The 16,105-nt window shown below is 39.9% G+C and carries 17 protein-coding genes; 12 read left to right on the forward strand and 5 right to left on the reverse strand.

The genetic code is table 11. The annotated features are described in order from the left end of the window. The first annotated feature begins 75 nt into the window (after window positions 1–75). The 4 genes from BBI08_RS02120 (at window position 76) to fumC (ending at window position 4,644) form a co-directional block, all read left to right on the forward strand. A complete protein-coding gene (locus BBI08_RS02120; RefSeq protein WP_008498718.1) occupies window positions 76–789 on the forward strand; it encodes a hypothetical protein in 714 nt (237 codons plus the stop codon). Window positions 790–897: 108 nt separating this feature from the next. Then, on the forward strand, window positions 898–1,410 hold the full coding sequence (locus BBI08_RS02125; RefSeq protein WP_008498719.1) for an NfeD family membrane protein: 513 nt from the start codon (window positions 898–900) through the stop codon (window positions 1,408–1,410). A 269-nt stretch (window positions 1,411–1,679) separates the two neighbouring features. After that, window positions 1,680–3,179 carry a UDP-N-acetylmuramoyl-L-alanyl-D-glutamate--2,6-diaminopimelate ligase gene (locus BBI08_RS02130; protein ID WP_040851100.1) on the forward strand — a complete coding sequence of 500 codons (1,500 nt, stop codon included), beginning with the start codon at window positions 1,680–1,682 and terminating at the stop codon, window positions 3,177–3,179. 82 nt (window positions 3,180–3,261) lie between these two features. Beyond that, complete coding sequence (gene fumC, locus BBI08_RS02135; protein WP_008498721.1) at window positions 3,262–4,644, forward strand: class II fumarate hydratase; 1,383 nt, start codon at window positions 3,262–3,264, stop codon at window positions 4,642–4,644. 66 nt (window positions 4,645–4,710) lie between these two features. On the opposite strand, the gene aldA is transcribed toward fumC, so the two are convergent. Beyond that, window positions 4,711–6,159 carry an aldehyde dehydrogenase gene (aldA, locus tag BBI08_RS02140; protein ID WP_008498722.1) on the reverse strand — a complete coding sequence of 483 codons (1,449 nt, stop codon included), beginning with the start codon at window positions 6,157–6,159 and terminating at the stop codon, window positions 4,711–4,713. Window positions 6,160–6,379: 220 nt separating this feature from the next. Here aldA and BBI08_RS02145 point away from each other — a divergent pair, with 220 nt between their 5' ends. Both BBI08_RS02145 and BBI08_RS02150 read left to right on the forward strand, forming a co-directional pair. Further along, complete coding sequence (locus BBI08_RS02145) at window positions 6,380–7,042, forward strand: Dph6-related ATP pyrophosphatase (protein WP_008498723.1); 663 nt, start codon at window positions 6,380–6,382, stop codon at window positions 7,040–7,042. Window positions 7,043–7,048: 6 nt separating this feature from the next. Next, window positions 7,049–8,044: a GNAT family N-acetyltransferase gene (locus BBI08_RS02150; RefSeq protein ID WP_008498724.1), complete on the forward strand. Its 996-nt coding sequence runs from the start codon at window positions 7,049–7,051 to the stop codon at window positions 8,042–8,044. A 76-nt stretch (window positions 8,045–8,120) separates the two neighbouring features. Here BBI08_RS02150 and BBI08_RS02155 read toward each other — a convergent pair whose 3' ends face one another. After that, window positions 8,121–8,681: a hypothetical protein gene (locus BBI08_RS02155; RefSeq protein WP_008498725.1), complete on the reverse strand. Its 561-nt coding sequence runs from the start codon at window positions 8,679–8,681 to the stop codon at window positions 8,121–8,123. 59 nt (window positions 8,682–8,740) lie between these two features. Then, window positions 8,741–9,295, reverse strand: coding sequence for a M15 family metallopeptidase (locus BBI08_RS02160; protein WP_008498727.1), 555 nt, complete (start codon window positions 9,293–9,295; stop codon window positions 8,741–8,743). A 106-nt stretch (window positions 9,296–9,401) separates the two neighbouring features. Here BBI08_RS02160 and BBI08_RS02165 point away from each other — a divergent pair, with 106 nt between their 5' ends. The 3 genes from BBI08_RS02165 to BBI08_RS02175 are packed head-to-tail and all read left to right on the forward strand — an operon-like array spanning window position 9,402 to window position 11,531. Next, window positions 9,402–10,133 carry an NADPH-dependent oxidoreductase gene (locus BBI08_RS02165; RefSeq protein ID WP_065528444.1) on the forward strand — a complete coding sequence of 244 codons (732 nt, stop codon included), beginning with the start codon at window positions 9,402–9,404 and terminating at the stop codon, window positions 10,131–10,133. 36 nt (window positions 10,134–10,169) lie between these two features. After that, window positions 10,170–10,784 (forward strand): NAD(P)-dependent oxidoreductase, encoded by a 615-nt coding sequence (locus tag BBI08_RS02170; RefSeq protein ID WP_040851102.1) that lies wholly within the window; start codon window positions 10,170–10,172, stop codon window positions 10,782–10,784. A gap of 24 nt (window positions 10,785–10,808) precedes the next feature. Next, the gene (locus BBI08_RS02175) at window positions 10,809–11,531 is read left to right on the forward strand and encodes an alpha/beta hydrolase (protein ID WP_008498729.1); all 723 of its coding nucleotides are present in this window, start codon (window positions 10,809–10,811) and stop codon (window positions 11,529–11,531) included. A 25-nt stretch (window positions 11,532–11,556) separates the two neighbouring features. Here BBI08_RS02175 and BBI08_RS02180 read toward each other — a convergent pair whose 3' ends face one another. Then, window positions 11,557–11,811 carry a hypothetical protein gene (locus tag BBI08_RS02180; protein WP_008428155.1) on the reverse strand — a complete coding sequence of 85 codons (255 nt, stop codon included), beginning with the start codon at window positions 11,809–11,811 and terminating at the stop codon, window positions 11,557–11,559. Then, window positions 11,808–12,965, reverse strand: a complete 1,158-nt coding sequence (locus tag BBI08_RS02185; protein WP_065528445.1) for a class I SAM-dependent methyltransferase — start codon at window positions 12,963–12,965, stop codon at window positions 11,808–11,810. The genes BBI08_RS02180 and BBI08_RS02185 overlap by 4 nt, the downstream gene beginning before the upstream one ends. A gap of 160 nt (window positions 12,966–13,125) precedes the next feature. Here BBI08_RS02185 and BBI08_RS02190 point away from each other — a divergent pair, with 160 nt between their 5' ends. The 3 genes from BBI08_RS02190 to BBI08_RS17070 all read left to right on the forward strand — a co-directional run bounded on the left by BBI08_RS02190 (window position 13,126) and on the right by BBI08_RS17070 (window position 15,931). Next, on the forward strand, window positions 13,126–14,769 hold the full coding sequence (locus BBI08_RS02190; RefSeq protein ID WP_008498730.1) for an AMP-binding protein: 1,644 nt from the start codon (window positions 13,126–13,128) through the stop codon (window positions 14,767–14,769). Between the two features lie 150 nt (window positions 14,770–14,919). Then, on the forward strand, window positions 14,920–15,651 hold the full coding sequence (locus BBI08_RS02195) for a hypothetical protein (protein ID WP_065528446.1): 732 nt from the start codon (window positions 14,920–14,922) through the stop codon (window positions 15,649–15,651). 109 nt (window positions 15,652–15,760) lie between these two features. Further along, window positions 15,761–15,931 carry a hypothetical protein gene (locus BBI08_RS17070; RefSeq protein ID WP_008498733.1) on the forward strand — a complete coding sequence of 57 codons (171 nt, stop codon included), beginning with the start codon at window positions 15,761–15,763 and terminating at the stop codon, window positions 15,929–15,931. The last annotated feature ends 174 nt before the right edge of the window (window positions 15,932–16,105 follow it).

Raw genomic sequence — 16,105 nt, forward strand, 5'->3', positions numbered from 1 at the left:
TTTGAAAAACTTACAGACGTTCATAGATGGAAGTGGTATTCTAAAGCTACATAAACAGACGGAGGAGAATGAGTGATGACGTTGCTGTATGAAGGCACGATTACGAATCAAGTGCTTCATAAAAAGCTACCTTTTTCTATGAAGCGCTTGTATTTGGAAGACCTACCTATAATTGAACAAGTTCAAGCAAAAGTAATGAAGTCTATTTCTGAAAAGGCTTCGCTACAAGCTTTAACAACTGAAGAATTCTTGTTTATCTTAAACGAACGAGGACTCATGGTAGGAGCTTTTGTTGAAGATGAGTTGATTGGTTTTAGAGCATTGTTAATCCCTGATATTGATGAAGAACATTTAGGGTGGGATATCGGACTTCCACCAGAAGAGTTAGGGAAAGTCATTTATCAAGAAATTTCAGTAGTACTTTCTGAATATCGTGGAAATCGTCTTCAACAGAAATTGGCCGAAGTCATTATGAAAGAATTACCTAACCTTAAAGTGAAGTTCCGTTATATTTGTTGCACTGTCGCCCCAATGAATATTCCAAGTTTGAAAGATAAGTTTACTCAGTCAATGCATATTGCAGCTTTAAAGGAAAAATATGAAGGCTTAAAGCGATATATACTGATGAAAGACTTGGAGAAAACGGATGTACAATATACCGGACATGTTACAGTGAAATTGGATGACTTGGAAAAACAAAAACAATTGCTCAGCGAAGGATACGTAGGAATTGGATTTCAACTCGTACATGGTTTCCACGAACTTCAATTTGCAAAACCCATTCTATAATAAGGATGGGTTTTTTTTGTGTATTTCTATGATTCTGAAACTTCTTGTGAAGTTTAGCGTACTAATAAGTGGTATGGAAAACGTTTTACTAGAATGGGAGGTTTTGGAATGGGAGAGTTTGGTATGCCGATGGAACAACTCTATATGTATACTTTGCTCGCAGCAGGAGCATTAACGGTCCTATGCGTTTTTTTCGGAGAAGTTACAGAGTTTAAAGGTACTTGGCCAATATTCAACCCAATTGTCATCCTTGCCTTTTTTACATTTGGATCTGCGATTGGTTTCCTGTTGGAAACAGCGACAGAGTTTAACGAATGGTCAGTTTTAGTGATGGTTGTATTGGCTGCGGCTATATTAGATCTTTTACTGTATTTTGTCATTTTATTGCCAGTTTCTTCCGCCTCAACTATACATTCAGAAGAGTCGCTACCTGGGCAATTGGCCAAGGTGGTCATTCCAATTCCTGGCGGTGGGTGTGGAGAAGTGGTAATCGAAACCTATTCAGGGGTGATTTCGAAGTCAGCAACGGGTTATAACAATGAAGCAATTGCTAAGGACGAAAAAGTAATGATTGTCGAAGTGAGCGAGGATATTGTGTATGTGAAAGTCTGTGCGTCCTGAAATATAGGGGGAAAGAAAAGCGGGCAAATGGGGTTTGAAATAGCAGGTCAGATGTTAACGAGAATTGAAAATTAAAGGAAATATAAAACCCTATCCTCAAATGTTTTTGAAGGTAGGGTTTTCGTATTCTGAAAAATATAGAAAAGAATGTCATTTCAGAAAGATTAATTTAAAAGTGTTTCCGCAAGCATAGGTAAATGATAGAATAATGATACACGTTCCTGTGAAACCATAGGTATTTGACATAATTTTCAATAAGGAGCCTTTTAATGGATATACAACTCAGAAACATCCCCTTTTTCCCTATTACTTTACAATTCGGACCTGAATATTCAACTATTACTTCAATCGATTACAACTCAACATTAGTTGTCCAGGATTGCGCTTTCTTTTGTGTGCCTGGAGAAAATACCGATGGACATTTGTATATCGGTGAAGCTATTGCTAACGGAGCGACAACAATTATCGGGTCTAATAAGTCTTTATTGGCTGAATACGCAAAAAAGCATCCGGATCTTTCTTTTGCAGTCGTACCGAATGTTCGTGAAGCACTTGCTTACCTATCCGATTTCTTTTATAGTTCACCTCAAAAAAAATTGATCAAAGTGGGTGTTACAGGAACAAACGGAAAAACTACGACAGCTACATATGTTTATAATTTGTTTAATCTTCTTGGAATCAGCTGTGGGTTTATCGGGACAACCGGGATTTTAAGAATGGATGGTAAGATTCCCTTCTATAAGAGTACGCCTACCACTCCGATTTCATCTGACCTCCACAAAATATTTGCAAGGTTTGTAGAAGAAGGAGACCGTGCAGTAGCTATGGAGGTTTCTTCTATTGCTTTAGACCAAATGCGAGTAGAAGGAATTCGTTTTGATGTAGCGATTCACACGAATATTTCAGAAGAACATCTGGAATATCATAAGATATTTGAGCATTACCTTCAGTCTAAGTTAATGTTGTTCAAACAATCTAAAGCCGCAGTCGTCAATATAGATGATGAAGGCATGGCAAAAGAAATATTAGAAGTGATCAGTTATCCTCATTTAACATACAGCAGTCGACCAGAGTCTGGTGCAGATTTAATTTGGACCGCCTGTGAGTCTTCTGATACAGGATTGAAATTTGATCTGTATTACCAAGGGGAACGTTGGCCAATTCATGTACCTCTTTTCGGTGAATACAATGCAGCCAACTTAACAGCAGCGATTGGTTCAGCTCTCTTATCAGGTCAAGATATTAAAGCTATTATAGCTGTCTTGCCAAAAATGTCTCAAGTCGAAGGACGTTTCCAAGTAATTCAAGGTCCTGAAAACCGAAAAGTTATTTTGGATTACGCTCATACACCAGTTGCGTTATCAGCGGTCCTACATGAAGTGAAAAAATTATCGCATAATCGATTGATTGCGTTGATCGCAGGAATCGGGATACGGGATTTCTCGAAAATGCCGAAAATGGCGAAAGCAGCAGAAGGAAAAGCAGATGTTCTTGTCGTAACTGTGGATCACCCCGGAGATAATGAACCGAGCGTTGTCATTGATGCTGTGTTAAAAGGCTTCACAGTGCCTTACAAACAACAAGTCATCACAGCTAATTCGCGGCGTGAAGCGGTGGTAGCAGCTTTAAAGGAAAGTGGACCAGAAGATATTATTTTGTTATCTAGCGGTTCAATTAACGGTGCGCAAATCGTCAAAGGAGAATATATTCCGCATTCTGACGAAGCAATTATTGAAGAGTTTTTCAGTAAGAGGAGCAGCGATTTATAACCACAAAAATCACTTTTTGAGCGATGAATATGGTTATAATAGAAGAGAAGGTTACTTATATATCAGAATTGGAGTGAATGGAATGCAGTATCGTACAGAAAAAGATACCATCGGTGAAATTCAAGTTGAAGCAGATAAAATGTGGGGTGCTCAAACACAGCGCAGCTTGCAGAACTTTGAAATTGGTACAGAGCGTATGCCGCATGAAGTTGTTATGGCTTTTGCCCAACTGAAAAAAGCGACGGCTAAAGCTAACCATAAACTTGGGAAATTATCTGAAGCGAAGATGAAAGCTGTAGAAGTTGCTGCAAACGAAGTAATTGAAGGCAAATGGAACGATCATTTCCCATTAGTCGTATGGCAAACAGGTAGCGGCACTCAGTCTAATATGAACATGAACGAAGTTCTAGCGCGCCGCGGAAACGAAATTTTGGCAGAACAAAATTCTGACGAAAAACTTCATCCAAACGATGATGTGAACATGTCTCAAAGCTCTAACGATACGTACCCAACTGCGATGCACGTTGCAGGCGTTTTGGCGGTAACAGAAAACCTTGTCCCTGCTGTTCAAAAGTTGAAAGCAACATTAGATGAAAAAGCGACGAAATTTGACGAAGTGATCAAAATCGGACGCACTCATTTACAAGATGCAACACCACTAACATTAGGGCAAGAAATTAGTGGTTGGAGACATATGCTTGAGAAGAGTGAGCGCATGATCCGTGAAAGCGTTGAGTATATGCGCGAATTAGCAATCGGCGGTACGGCAGTAGGAACAGGCATTAATGCTGATCCAACTTTTGGTCCTTCAGTTGCTGAATTCATTAGCGAAGCTGTAGGTACTAATTTCACTTCTGCAGAAAACAAATTCCATGCACTAACAAGCCACGATGAAATGGTTTACACGCACGGTGCGATTAAAGCATTAGCTGCAGATGCAATGAAAATTGCCAACGACGTACGTTGGTTAGCAAGTGGTCCACGTAGCGGAATCGGCGAAATTACCATTCCTGCAAACGAGCCAGGAAGTTCGATTATGCCAGGTAAAGTAAACCCAACGCAAAGCGAAGCATTGACGATGGTTGCAGCTCAAGTAATGGGTAACGATGCAACAATCGGCTTTTCTGCAAGCCAAGGGAACTTTGAGTTGAACGTTTTTAAACCCGTTATTGCCTATAACTTCTTACAATCTGTCCGCCTTATGACAGATAGCTTAAATAGCTTTAACGATCATTGTGCAATTGGTATCGAGGCAAACCTTGATATTATTCAAAACCACGTTAGCAATTCCTTAATGTTGGTTACAGCATTAAACCCACATATTGGATATGAAAATGCGGCAGCGATTGCGAAACAAGCGCACAACGATGGTACAACGTTAAAAGAATCAGCTGTAAAAAGCGGACACTTAACTGCTGATCAGTTTGATGAATGGGTTAAACCAGAAAACATGGTAGGAAAATAAGGAAAACGTATTAAAAACCCCCACTTCCTAAAAAGGAAGTGGGGGTTTTGCGTTCAAGCGATATCTCTAGTTGTTGTTCTTATACTGCATGTAGACCACTTGTGTGACGAGGAAATCTTCCAGTCCGTGTTTGCCATCTGCACCGCCAAGTCCAGATTTTCTCATGCCCGCATGATAGCCCTGGACTGCTTCAAAGTTTTCGCGGTTCACATAAGTTTCACCAAACTTCATTTCGTTTACGACTTGCATCGCTTCGTTTAAATCGGCTGTATAAACAGAAGACGACAAGCCAAATTCCGTGTCATTGGCTTTTTCAATTGCTTCCTGTAATGTACTGTACGTTGTGATTGGTAAGACAGGGCCAAAAATCTCATCACGAATAATAGTTGAATCGTGCTCTACGTTCGTCAGGATAGTTGGTTTGTAGAAAAAGCCAGATTGACTCTTATCACGCTCACCACCAATGGCGACAGTAGCTCCTTCTGAGATTGCTGTTTCGACCATGTCGTGAACAGTATCAAGTCGATCCTGACTAACAAGTGGACCTACGTCAGCTTGTTTGTTCAGACGTGGATTTTCCATTACTTTTGATTCGAAAATAGTGATAAGCTTGCTTGTAAATTCATCTGCTACACTGTCGTGAACATAGACGCGTTCTGCATTTGTACAGGCTTGTCCGTTATTTGCCAAACGAGAAGTAGCGATGGCTCTAGCTGCTAAGTCAAGATCCGCATTTTGAGTAACGATGGCTGGCGCCTTACCACCCAATTCCAAATTGACTTTTGTAATATTTTTTGCAGCGGCTTCCATTACTTTTGTTCCTGCTGGAACGCTACCTGTCAAAGTGACCATTTGAACTTTTTCGTGCGATGCAAGAGCATTGCCGATTTCAGAACCCGTGCCGGTTACAACATTGTAGACACCTGCTGGGAGCTCGCTCATCTCGTGAATGATTTTAGTGAATTCCATGGCAGTATTTGGTGTCTGTTGGCTTGGTTTAATGACAATCGTACAGCCAGTTACAAGAGCTGTTGCTACTTTTCTAGCAAGGATGAAGACTGGGAAATTCCATGGAATAATACCAGCTACAACACCGATAGGTTTTTTATAAACAAAAATATTTTCGTTTGGTCGATCGCTTGGTAAAATTTCACCTTCGATACGTCTTGCCCATTCAGACATGTAGTGAAAATAATCTATGGCAAGGTCGATTTCTCCGCTAGCCAATTCGTAACTTTTCCCTTGTTCTTCCTGCAACAGGTCGATAAATGTATCACGTTTTTCAGCAATTTTATCACCAAGCTTGCGAACAATTTTACCGCGCTCGATATTAGGTGTGAGCTCCCAAGCTTTTTGTGCTTGGAATGCAGCGTCTACTGCGCGGTCAACGTCGTCTTTCGTGCCTTTAGGAATTTGTGAAATAGTTTCTTCAGTTGAAGGATTGATGATGTCGATCCACTCGGTACCTGCAGAATCTGTGTACTCGCCGTTTATATATAATTTATGTTGCTGCATGGATATGCCTCCTTTGTCTTTATTAAAGTTTCCCCTATGCTTTAGTGTATTAAACAGAAAATGCGCCAACAATTACAGATTCACAAAGAGAGAACGAAAACTTTAACGCTTAAAACAGCATGCTGAACAACTGAACCACTTCAAAATGACGCCGTGTAAAAGGGTTTTGATCTAGCCATGGCGAACTAGTTACATTAACAGCAAAATAAAGAGGTGTATTATGCAAAAATCATTTGTTATGTCGTGGAGTGGTGGAAAAGATTCAGCCCTTGCTTATTACCGAGCGGTATTAAAAGGACATGTACCGATAGCGTTATTTACAATGTTCGAAGAAGACGGAACTAAATCACGGTCACACGGCTTGCCCATTGAAGTAATGGAAGCGCAAGCTGAACGTATGGGTTTGCCTTTAATTATTGGTAAAGCTAGTTGGTCGGGATATGAAAGAGAATTTATCGAACAGCTAAAAACCTTTAAATTGCAAGGTATTGAGATGGGTGTGTATGGCGATATCGATTTGCAAGATCATTTAGACTGGGTCGAAAAGGTTAGCTCTGAAGCAGAAATGGGCGTCCTTCATCCGCTTTGGCAAGAACCACGCAAATCATTGTTGAAAGAGTTAATCGAAGAAGGATTTAAGTCGGTCATAACTGTTGTCGATACAAGTCGACTAGACGAACACTTTTTAGGGCGTGAGTTTACACATGAGTTAATCGATGAGCTAGAAGCGGAAGGTGTTGACGCTTGTGGTGAAAAAGGGGAATTCCATACAATCATCGTCGACGGTCCTATCTTTGTAGAACCAGTTCCTGTTCGATTTGGTGAAAAGACACACGTTGGAAATTACGCGATATTGGAAGTGAAACTTCATTCGGAGGAGTGATTGTGGATGATTCGAATTATGGGAATGGAAGAAAAGCATATTCGGCAAATGTCTGTGTTGCTAGCAAAGCGACACGAACGAGAACGGAAAATTTTTAACTTTCTACCTGAAAGATTTGAAGAAATCGATGACGCAGAAGAAGTATTGCGAAATGTATTAAAACGTCCTTATATTAATGGCATTGTAGCAGTTAGAGAAATTGATGTTATTGGTTATTTGCTGTATGAATTCAAAGAAGACGCCAGACACGGGCGTTATGTTTGGATGGACTACGAATCAATCTCCATTAGCGAACATGAACATCCGCGACTGTTAAGACTATTGTATGCAAATGCGGGCGCTGAATGGATTAAGCATGGCTATTTCCAACATATGTTGATGGCACCTCTCGGCGACGAAAAAGTCATTGACCAATGGCTAGATCAATCATTTGCGTTTGACCAAAAATATGGAGTTCTTTCACTAAATCATTTTGAAGCTACAAACGGCACTATTCCGAAGTTGGAATTTCGTAAAGGCAGCAAAGAAGATTCACCACTCTTAAAGAAAATGGCCATGTGGAATAGTATTCATCAGTCAACAGCTCCTTCTTGGTTACCTATCACACGAGAAACGTTGGAAAATGTTAAAGAAAGCTATGAAGCATTGGCAGAAGACCAAGCCGCTTATTTATGGTTAGCCGACCAAGGAGATCGAATTGCTGGATTCCATGTGTATTTTCGGAAAGAAGAGCGATTAAGTTTAGTGATTCCGGAGAAATGTGTAGAACTGCCAGCAGCTTCAACAAACCCAGAGCTTCGTGGAAGAGGCGTTGGGCGTGCATTAGCAAACCATTGTTTTAAAGAAATGAAAAACCAAGGATTTGACTATATTTATGCGGATTGGCGTACAGCAAATCAGTTAGCGTCCTATTTCTGGCCGCGAATGGGCTTTCAACCAATTATGGTTCGCATGACAAGGCAAGTTGACCCGCGTATTACCTGGGCACACGGGGAAGAGTAGAGAAGAGCTTGTAAACACAAATAAAACCGATAGCAAAAGCCGATAAGTTCTCCGACTGGAGATGTTATCGGCTTTTTTATTTACTCACTTTAAAATCAATTAACGCATTGAGATTATAGAACGTTTTAGAGTCATCAGTGTTTTCGATGAAAAAATCTGCATATCCGGACATTTTATAATAACCAAAAGGAAACTTATTGTCTGAGATATGTTGAACAAATTCAATATAAGCATCATCGTCTTCAGTGCTGTATCCACCGCTGCCTGAATAGTATTCTTTTATAGGCACGCCTTTTGTTAATACTGTAATCAGTAACGGTTCATTCATGGCATATGCCACAGAATAATTTCTTGTTTCTTCGTAAATCGGGAAATGAAAAGGGGAAGCGGCATGGGAAATTTCAATGCTTTCCAACTCGCCGGTATATTCCAACTCGGCATATACTTCTACATTCTCACCTTCTGTATACTGTTCTTTCTCTGTTATTAAACGATAAGTAAAGTCGCCTTCTATTGTTTCAGCTTGTGGGCTCGTTACATGAAAGTCGGTTAAGTCGTCCTGTGGTGTTGAATCAGTTCCACAGGCGGATTGCAATAAAGCCAAACCAATAATTCCTGCAATCGAAAAAGTTTTCATGACAATTGTGCCTCCTTTACAAATCAGACGAAACAAAGGATATATCCGTTACAGAAAAGTCACTCAATTTTATCTTCTGGACGCCACCCTTTTTGCAAATCACGAATCGACAAACCAAAAGTCATTTCAAGGTGAGGGTAGTCTTTAAAACGTTGCCAATCTCCTCCCCAATCAAACCCTAACTGTTTTCCAATAGCTGCCACTTCAAACCAATCACTTTTACCGTTGCCATTGTCGTCTCGCTCTATATCCCAAACTACAGAGTCGTCGTCTAGTCTCAATGCGTAGTCAATGGCTAAACCATAATTATGATAAGACTCACCAGCTGCTGCATAAGTAACGATAGCGCCAGGCATATTACGTCCTTGATTGTGCAAGCCCTCTTGTTCTTCGGGGGAACGATAGCCATCTGTTATTAAAATATCAATACCTATTTCAGCAGCTCTAGTTACCAGTAAATCGCGCTTTTCTTCTACGATGGGATGCAAGCCAGAAGGCAAAGGGCGATTTTCCAAATCTTCACGAAATGCTAGTTCGTTTTCAATCCATATAAATAAAAAAACGCCAGTAACCAATAGAAACACAATGGAAAAAGCGGTCTTTACATTTTTCAAAATTATTCACCTCTATCGGTTCTATTGTAGCAAAAATCACTATAAGAGTATCGTGGGGAAGAATTTGGTAGGATAGAAGAAACAAACAGAGAGGGGATACAATAGAATGGTAATCGAATTAATGAAAGCACACGCTTCTGTCCGTGATTATAAAGAAAAACAATTAACGCGGGAGGAAGTTAGTGAACTTATAGAAGCAGCACAACACGCTGCCACTTCACATTTTGTCCAAGCCTATTCAATCGTTTGGGTCACGGATCCAAAAAAACGTAAAAAATTAGGCGAGCTATCGAAAAATGCGAAACAAATGGAAGGAGCGGGAGCGGTATTTCTGTTATGTGCAGATTATAATCGACTGCAGCACGCAGGGAAATTGCATGGACAAGACATCGTCTTTGATCAAGCAGAAAACTTACTAGTAGCTGTAACAGATGTTGGTCTGTTAGCACAAAACTTGACACTTGCTGCAGAGTCTAAAGGATATGGCATTTGTTATATTGGTGGCGTTCGTAATGATATGGCAGCCATTAGTGAACTAGTTGGTTTACCTGAAGGCGTCTTTCCTGTTTACGGCTTAACCATTGGTGTTCCTAATGAAGCGAATGGAGTGAAACCACGTTTGCCAGTTGAAGCCATTTTACATGAAAATGAATACGATGAAGCTAAATACGAAACGATATTGCCAGAATACGACCAGACAATTCAATCTTATTATGAAAGCCGCGGCTCAAACCAAAAATCAGCTACGTGGACACAGCAAATGACTCAATTCCTTAGCAAGCCACATCGTCAAGATTTAAAAGAAGTATTGGCGAAAAAAGGCTATCGCTTTAAATAACTTGAACATTTAGCAGGAATTGTGGGAGGGAAAGCAATGAAACTGGCGATATTTGGAGCCACAGGCCGCGTTGGAGGAGAAATTCTAAAACGAGCTTTAGCAGATGGTCACGAAGTAAAAGCATTGGTTCGTTCAGAAAAACTAGAAACACACCCGAATTTGGAAGTGGTAATTGGCGATGTGCGAAATGCGGAAGACATTGAAAAAACAATCGCAGGCGCGACAGCTATTTTCAGTGCGATTGGAACAGACCGCACGACCACTTTGTCAGACGCTGCCCCTTTAATCGTCAAGTTAATGGAGAAAAATAATGTTCAACGAATCATTTCCATTGGAACGGCTGGAATTTTAAATAGCCGATTGAGTCCAGGGCTTCTTCGCTATGAAGGTGGCGACTCAAAACGCAAAATGACATTTGCCGCGGAAGAACACGAAGCGGTTTACCGCTTGTTTGAAAAAACATCTCTTCACTGGACAATTGTTTGCCCTACCTATTTGCCAGACGGCGAAGCACGTGGCAATTATCGGACAGAAAAAGATTTCCTGCCTTTAGAAGGCAAAGAAATAACAGTAGGAGATACGGCAGAATTTGCTTATCGTCAACTGAACTCAAAAGAATTTATTCAAAGCCGTGTCGGGTTGGCTTATTAATATGCACAACGATAAGGTGATTCGATGAAAAAATGGCTGCTGCGTATTGTGGTAAGTGTTTTGGCATTACTAGTGATTGTCGTTGTTGGTTTTATCATTTATGCTCAATTTGATTATGGCCCGAGTGCTGTGCTAACTAAAAATGTGGATTTGACTGCAATTGAAAAAGATGAAGAAGGCCTGTTTTTTCAACCGGGATCGCCAAACGGTAAAGGAATAATCCTTTATCAAGGGGCAAAAGTTGAAAAAGAAGCTTATGCTTATTTGGGTCAATCTTTAAGTGAACAAGGCTTTGCTGTATCGATCCCTCAACTGCCATTGAATTTTGGAATTCTGGGTGCTGGAACGGCAGATGACGTCATTGACGAACATGCAGAAGTAGAAGAGTGGTTCGTTGGCGGTCATTCTTTAGGAGGCGTCGCCGCTTCTTTTTATGCAGAAGACCCATCCCGAAAACTTAAGGGACTGTATTTTTTAGGTTCGTATCCTACGAGTGATTTTTCGAAAAGCGATTTAGCGATGCTGTCGATTTACGGTGAATTGGATGGCTTATCCAAAGTTCAAGATATTGAAGATAGTAAACAATTGTTTGCTAAAGATCGTTCTTTTGTAGAAATAGAAGGTGGCAATCACGCCCAATTTGGTTTATATGGTGAACAAAAAGGTGATAATTCAGCCGAAATCACACCAATTGAGCAACAAGACCAAGTAGTAGAAGCGATAACAACATGGATAAACAAAAACTGACCCGGAGATCCCGAGTCAGTTTTTTTTATAGCTTAAATATAAAGAATGCCAGAAAGATAGAGATAATGACTAATGTGTTCACGATATACGAAGAACGTTTGCTAACAGGCTGATCAAGTGATGGAAATCGTTCGACCACTCGCATGGCTCCGTAAATAAGAGCAGCTAAAATCAGTAGCGTAACAACCAAGTTCATATCGTAAATACGCACGTCGATAAAACGGATCAACACGACGGAAAAAGCTAAAATAATGCCATTAACTAAATTTTTTCGTTTCATAGGTACTCCTTTAATTCGTTTTCTAAAAAGGGTTTAGCTGACAGCAAAGAAGTGAATTGCTGATAACGTTCAAATTGTCCGGTGCTCGGTTTTTTACCGGTTTTATAGGCGCGAATCAAAATGTTTTTAGGGGTGTGTTCCATATCGATAAATTCCATTAACTGCGTTTCATAGCCAACAAGCGATAGCAGTTCTGCACGAATTGAGTCGGTAGCCAGTGCGCTGAAACGTTCTTTTATCAGACCGTGCTGAAGCATAATGCCGAGTTCAGGTGCATCGATTTGACTATTCAATTCATGCTGACAGCAAGGAACACTCAAGATGACTTTGGCATCCCATTTAACGGCACGTGATAACGCCATATCGGTTGCTACGTCGCATGCGTGTAACGTGACAACCATGTCTACTGCGGATTCGTCATTATAATCGTTAATGTCACCCACTAGAAATTCAAGTTGCTCATAGCGCAAGTCTTGGGCAATCTGCTGGCATTCTTCGATTACTTCTTTTTTTAAATCGAGTCCGGTAACTCGGAGGTCCAAGCCTTTTTCGATGCGTAAATAATGATAAAGTGCAAAAGTTAAATAGGATTTTCCAGAACCAAAATCAAGAATACGGACGGTACGGTCTTGCGGCAAATAAGCGAGCGTGTCATCGATAAATTCGATAAAGCGGTTGATTTGGCGAAATTTATCGTATTTCTGCTTTTTGACTTTGCCATCTGAATTTTGAACACCAAGGCGCACAAGAAATGGGTATGGAACGCCATCTTCTAATAAATACTGCTTTTTACGATTGTGCGAAAGTTCAACTTTTTGAGTGCCCGTTTGCTCTGTTTTCCAGCTAACTTTTGATTTTTTCGACAGCTGAATTTGAACTTTTTCTTCTGTAAATTGAAAAAGAGCTTGTCGAAAATCGATGAATAAGGAAGTTAATTTCGCTACAGTTTCTTCTGGAGATAAGTTTTCGTGTTTTAACACATGTTCATGTTGGTATTCGAATTGAATGAAATAATCTTTTTTTATTTCAACGGGTTTTAGCTTGATTCGTTTGACGTCACTTGACTTTAACCGGGGTTGGCTAATTGTGGCTGAAACAAGTTGTTTATCTAAAATTCGTTCTGCTAGTTGATCGTGCATTTTTTGTAAGTCCATTGTCGATCCCTTCCGTTCTGTGTAATGGTTTTAGTTTATCATGCAGCATACGTAAGAGCGAGTTGCCCGTCTTTTTTCGATACCGATTAAGTTCCGTTAATTGGGAATTTTGTGATAATATAAAGTTGAGTGAAAACGTTTTCAACTAGGAGGATGCATTGTGAGTATTTTACATAAGACAGTTGGTCAAATCGTAAAAGAACAAGCTGCAAAAAATCCAAAGACGGAGGCATACGTTTATCCGGAGCATGGGATCCGAAAAACGTATAAAGAATTTGACGAAGAAACAGATCGTTTAGCAAAAGCATTTATGGGCATTGGGATTGAAAAAGGAGAACATATCGCCATTTGGTCAGACAATAAACGTGAATGGCTGTTGAGTCAGTTTGCCACAGGTAAAATGGGGGGAGTATTGGTAACCGTCAATACTAGTTATCAATCGAGCGAGCTTGAATATTTATTGAATCAGTCGGACGCGACGACTTTAATATTAGGAGAAGAGTTTAAAGGAACGAGTTATATAGATATTTTAAAAACGGTATGCCCAGAATTGGCGACCGCTGAAAAAGGACAAATCAATAGTACTAAGCTGCCGCATTTTAAACGGGTAATTGTCATGAGCAATAACAATTATCCTGGAATTTACACGTGGCAAGAATTCGAGGCTTTTGCTGAAAAAGTTAGTGATGCTGAGTTTGAAGAACGCTTCGATTCGATGAATCCTGATGACGTCATCAATATTCAATATACATCCGGCACAACAGGATTTCCGAAAGGTGTTATGCTAACTCATTTGAATGTCGTCAATAATGGCAAAATAGTTGGCGATACGATGGCGTTAACGGAAAAAGATCGCTTGTGTATTCCTGTACCATTTTTTCATTGCTTTGGCTGTGTTCTCGGAACAATGGCGGCAGTCACGCATTCCACGACAATGGTCATTGCGGAGCAATTTGAACCAAAACGTATTTTGCAAATGGTACAGGACGAGAAATGTACAGGTCTTCATGGAGTACCGACGATGTTCATCGCGGAGTTAAACCATCCGGAATTCTCGTCGTTTGATACTTCAACATTGAGGACGGGAATAATGGCAGGCTCGTCATGTCCGATTGAAGTGATGAAAAAAGTTATCAATGATATGGGTGCGTCTGAAATTACCATTGCTTACGGACAAACAGAATCGTCTCCAGTAATTACTCAGACAAGAGCCGATGATGATATTGAAAAGCGAGTGTCGACAGTTGGTAAGCCGCATGCCGGAGTAGAAGTGAAAATCATTGATCCAGCAACTGGGGAAACGGTGGAAATAGGCATGCCGGGAGAGCTTTGTACTAGAGGCTACCATGTGATGTCAGGTTACTATAAAAATGAAGATGCCACAAAAGTGGCCATCGATTCGGAAGGGTGGCTTCATACCGGTGATATCGCGGTTGAAGATGAAGAAGGCTATATCGACATTACAGGTCGGATAAAAGATATGGTGATTCGTGGAGGAGAGAATATTTATCCACGTGAAATTGAGGAGTTTCTTTACCAGCATCCGTCAGTGTTAGACGTTCAGGTAATAGGTGTGCCGGATCCAAAATACGGAGAAGAATTGATGGCATGGATTATTTTAAAAGAAGATGAGCAACTCAGTGCGGAAGAGTTGAGAACTTATTGTAAAGGGAAGATTTCTCGCCATAAAATTCCACGCTATATTGAATTCACGAAAGAATACCCAATGACAGCTTCCGGGAAAATACAAAAATTTAAGCTGCGTGAATTATCCATCGAACATAGCGAGAAAGCACAAGTTTAAAAGAAACTGGTATAAAAGGAAAGCGCCTTCTCGGGCGCTTTCCTTTATTTCATTTAATGGTCTTAGTTTAGTTGTATTCGTCTACGGGGACATTAATAAAATAAAGACTATCTTGAAATAGATGTAAAATGTGCAGGAAGGAGTTTGCAGATGATTTGGCTGAGTTTTATTTTTGCTCTTGGATTTGTTTCAATTCATCTATTTTCAAAAAGCTTAAAGCTAATGAAAGTGTTGCCGCGAAGTCGTTTCCTCTCAGTAGCAGGTGGAATATCGGTTGCTTATGTTTTTTTGCATTTATTGCCAGAATTGAGTGTCTTTCAAAAGAATTTACAAGGAGAGCTTAAAAACAGTGGACTACTTTTTATAGAGAGTCATATCTATTTAATTGCTATGATTGGCTTAGTGGTTTTTTATGCTTTGGAAAATTCAGTTAAAGTCTCAAAAAAGAAAAGCAAGCATGTAGAAAAACCGAAAGCGGCAATAGGTGTTTTCTGGCTTCATATTGTCTCTTTTACACTTTACAACGGTATCATTGGCTATTTATTGGTCAGAGAAGAGTACGAAAATTCTTGGGGTATGACATTGTTTTTTATTGCGATGGGTGTGCACTTTATAACGAATGACAAAGGGTTGCGTGCGACTCATCTAGAAGATTACGATCGATACGGCAGGTGGCTATTAGCTGCTGCAATTTTGATTGGATGGGGAATCGGAGCTTTTACTGAAGTTCATGAATGGATAATCTCAATGCTCACGGCTTTCTTAGTTGGAGGCGTTATTTTGAATGTCTTAAAAGAAGAGTTGCCGGAAGAAAGAGAAAGCAGCTTACTGGCCTTTTGTACGGGGTTAATTTCTTATTCAATTTTATTATTGCTTTTATAAAGTGAAAAAATATTTTAATGACAAATAAGAGAATCTTTTGGTATAATATACTCACTATAATAGGTAATAAAGCATGTGTTAAAACGGCTTACCTTAAAGGGTGTTTATAATGATTACTGAAGAAGAATTAGCCATTTTCGAGTATGAATTGACAAAGTTAATGGAAGAATATCGAAAATGCGTGGATCAGTCTTTAAAAAAGAAAATACAAGAAGATATGGCTTGGTTAAAGACGGTCATTTTTTCAACAGGTTCTTATGAACAAACCATTGAAAATTAGTGATTTTAAATCTGCGGCGTATTATTGCTAGCAGATTTTTTTGTGGACAAAAGATATAGATTTGTGAACAGAGCTGTAACAAAACATCTTGAAAATCCTTTAAACGTGGGCAATCGACGGGGGTTTCCTTAAAGGATGCTTTATAATAGAGGGAGATAAAGCAGAGGAGCGAAT

The organism is Planococcus halocryophilus, from assembly GCF_001687585.2.
Classification (GTDB): Bacteria; Bacillota; Bacilli; order Bacillales_A; family Planococcaceae; genus Planococcus; species Planococcus halocryophilus.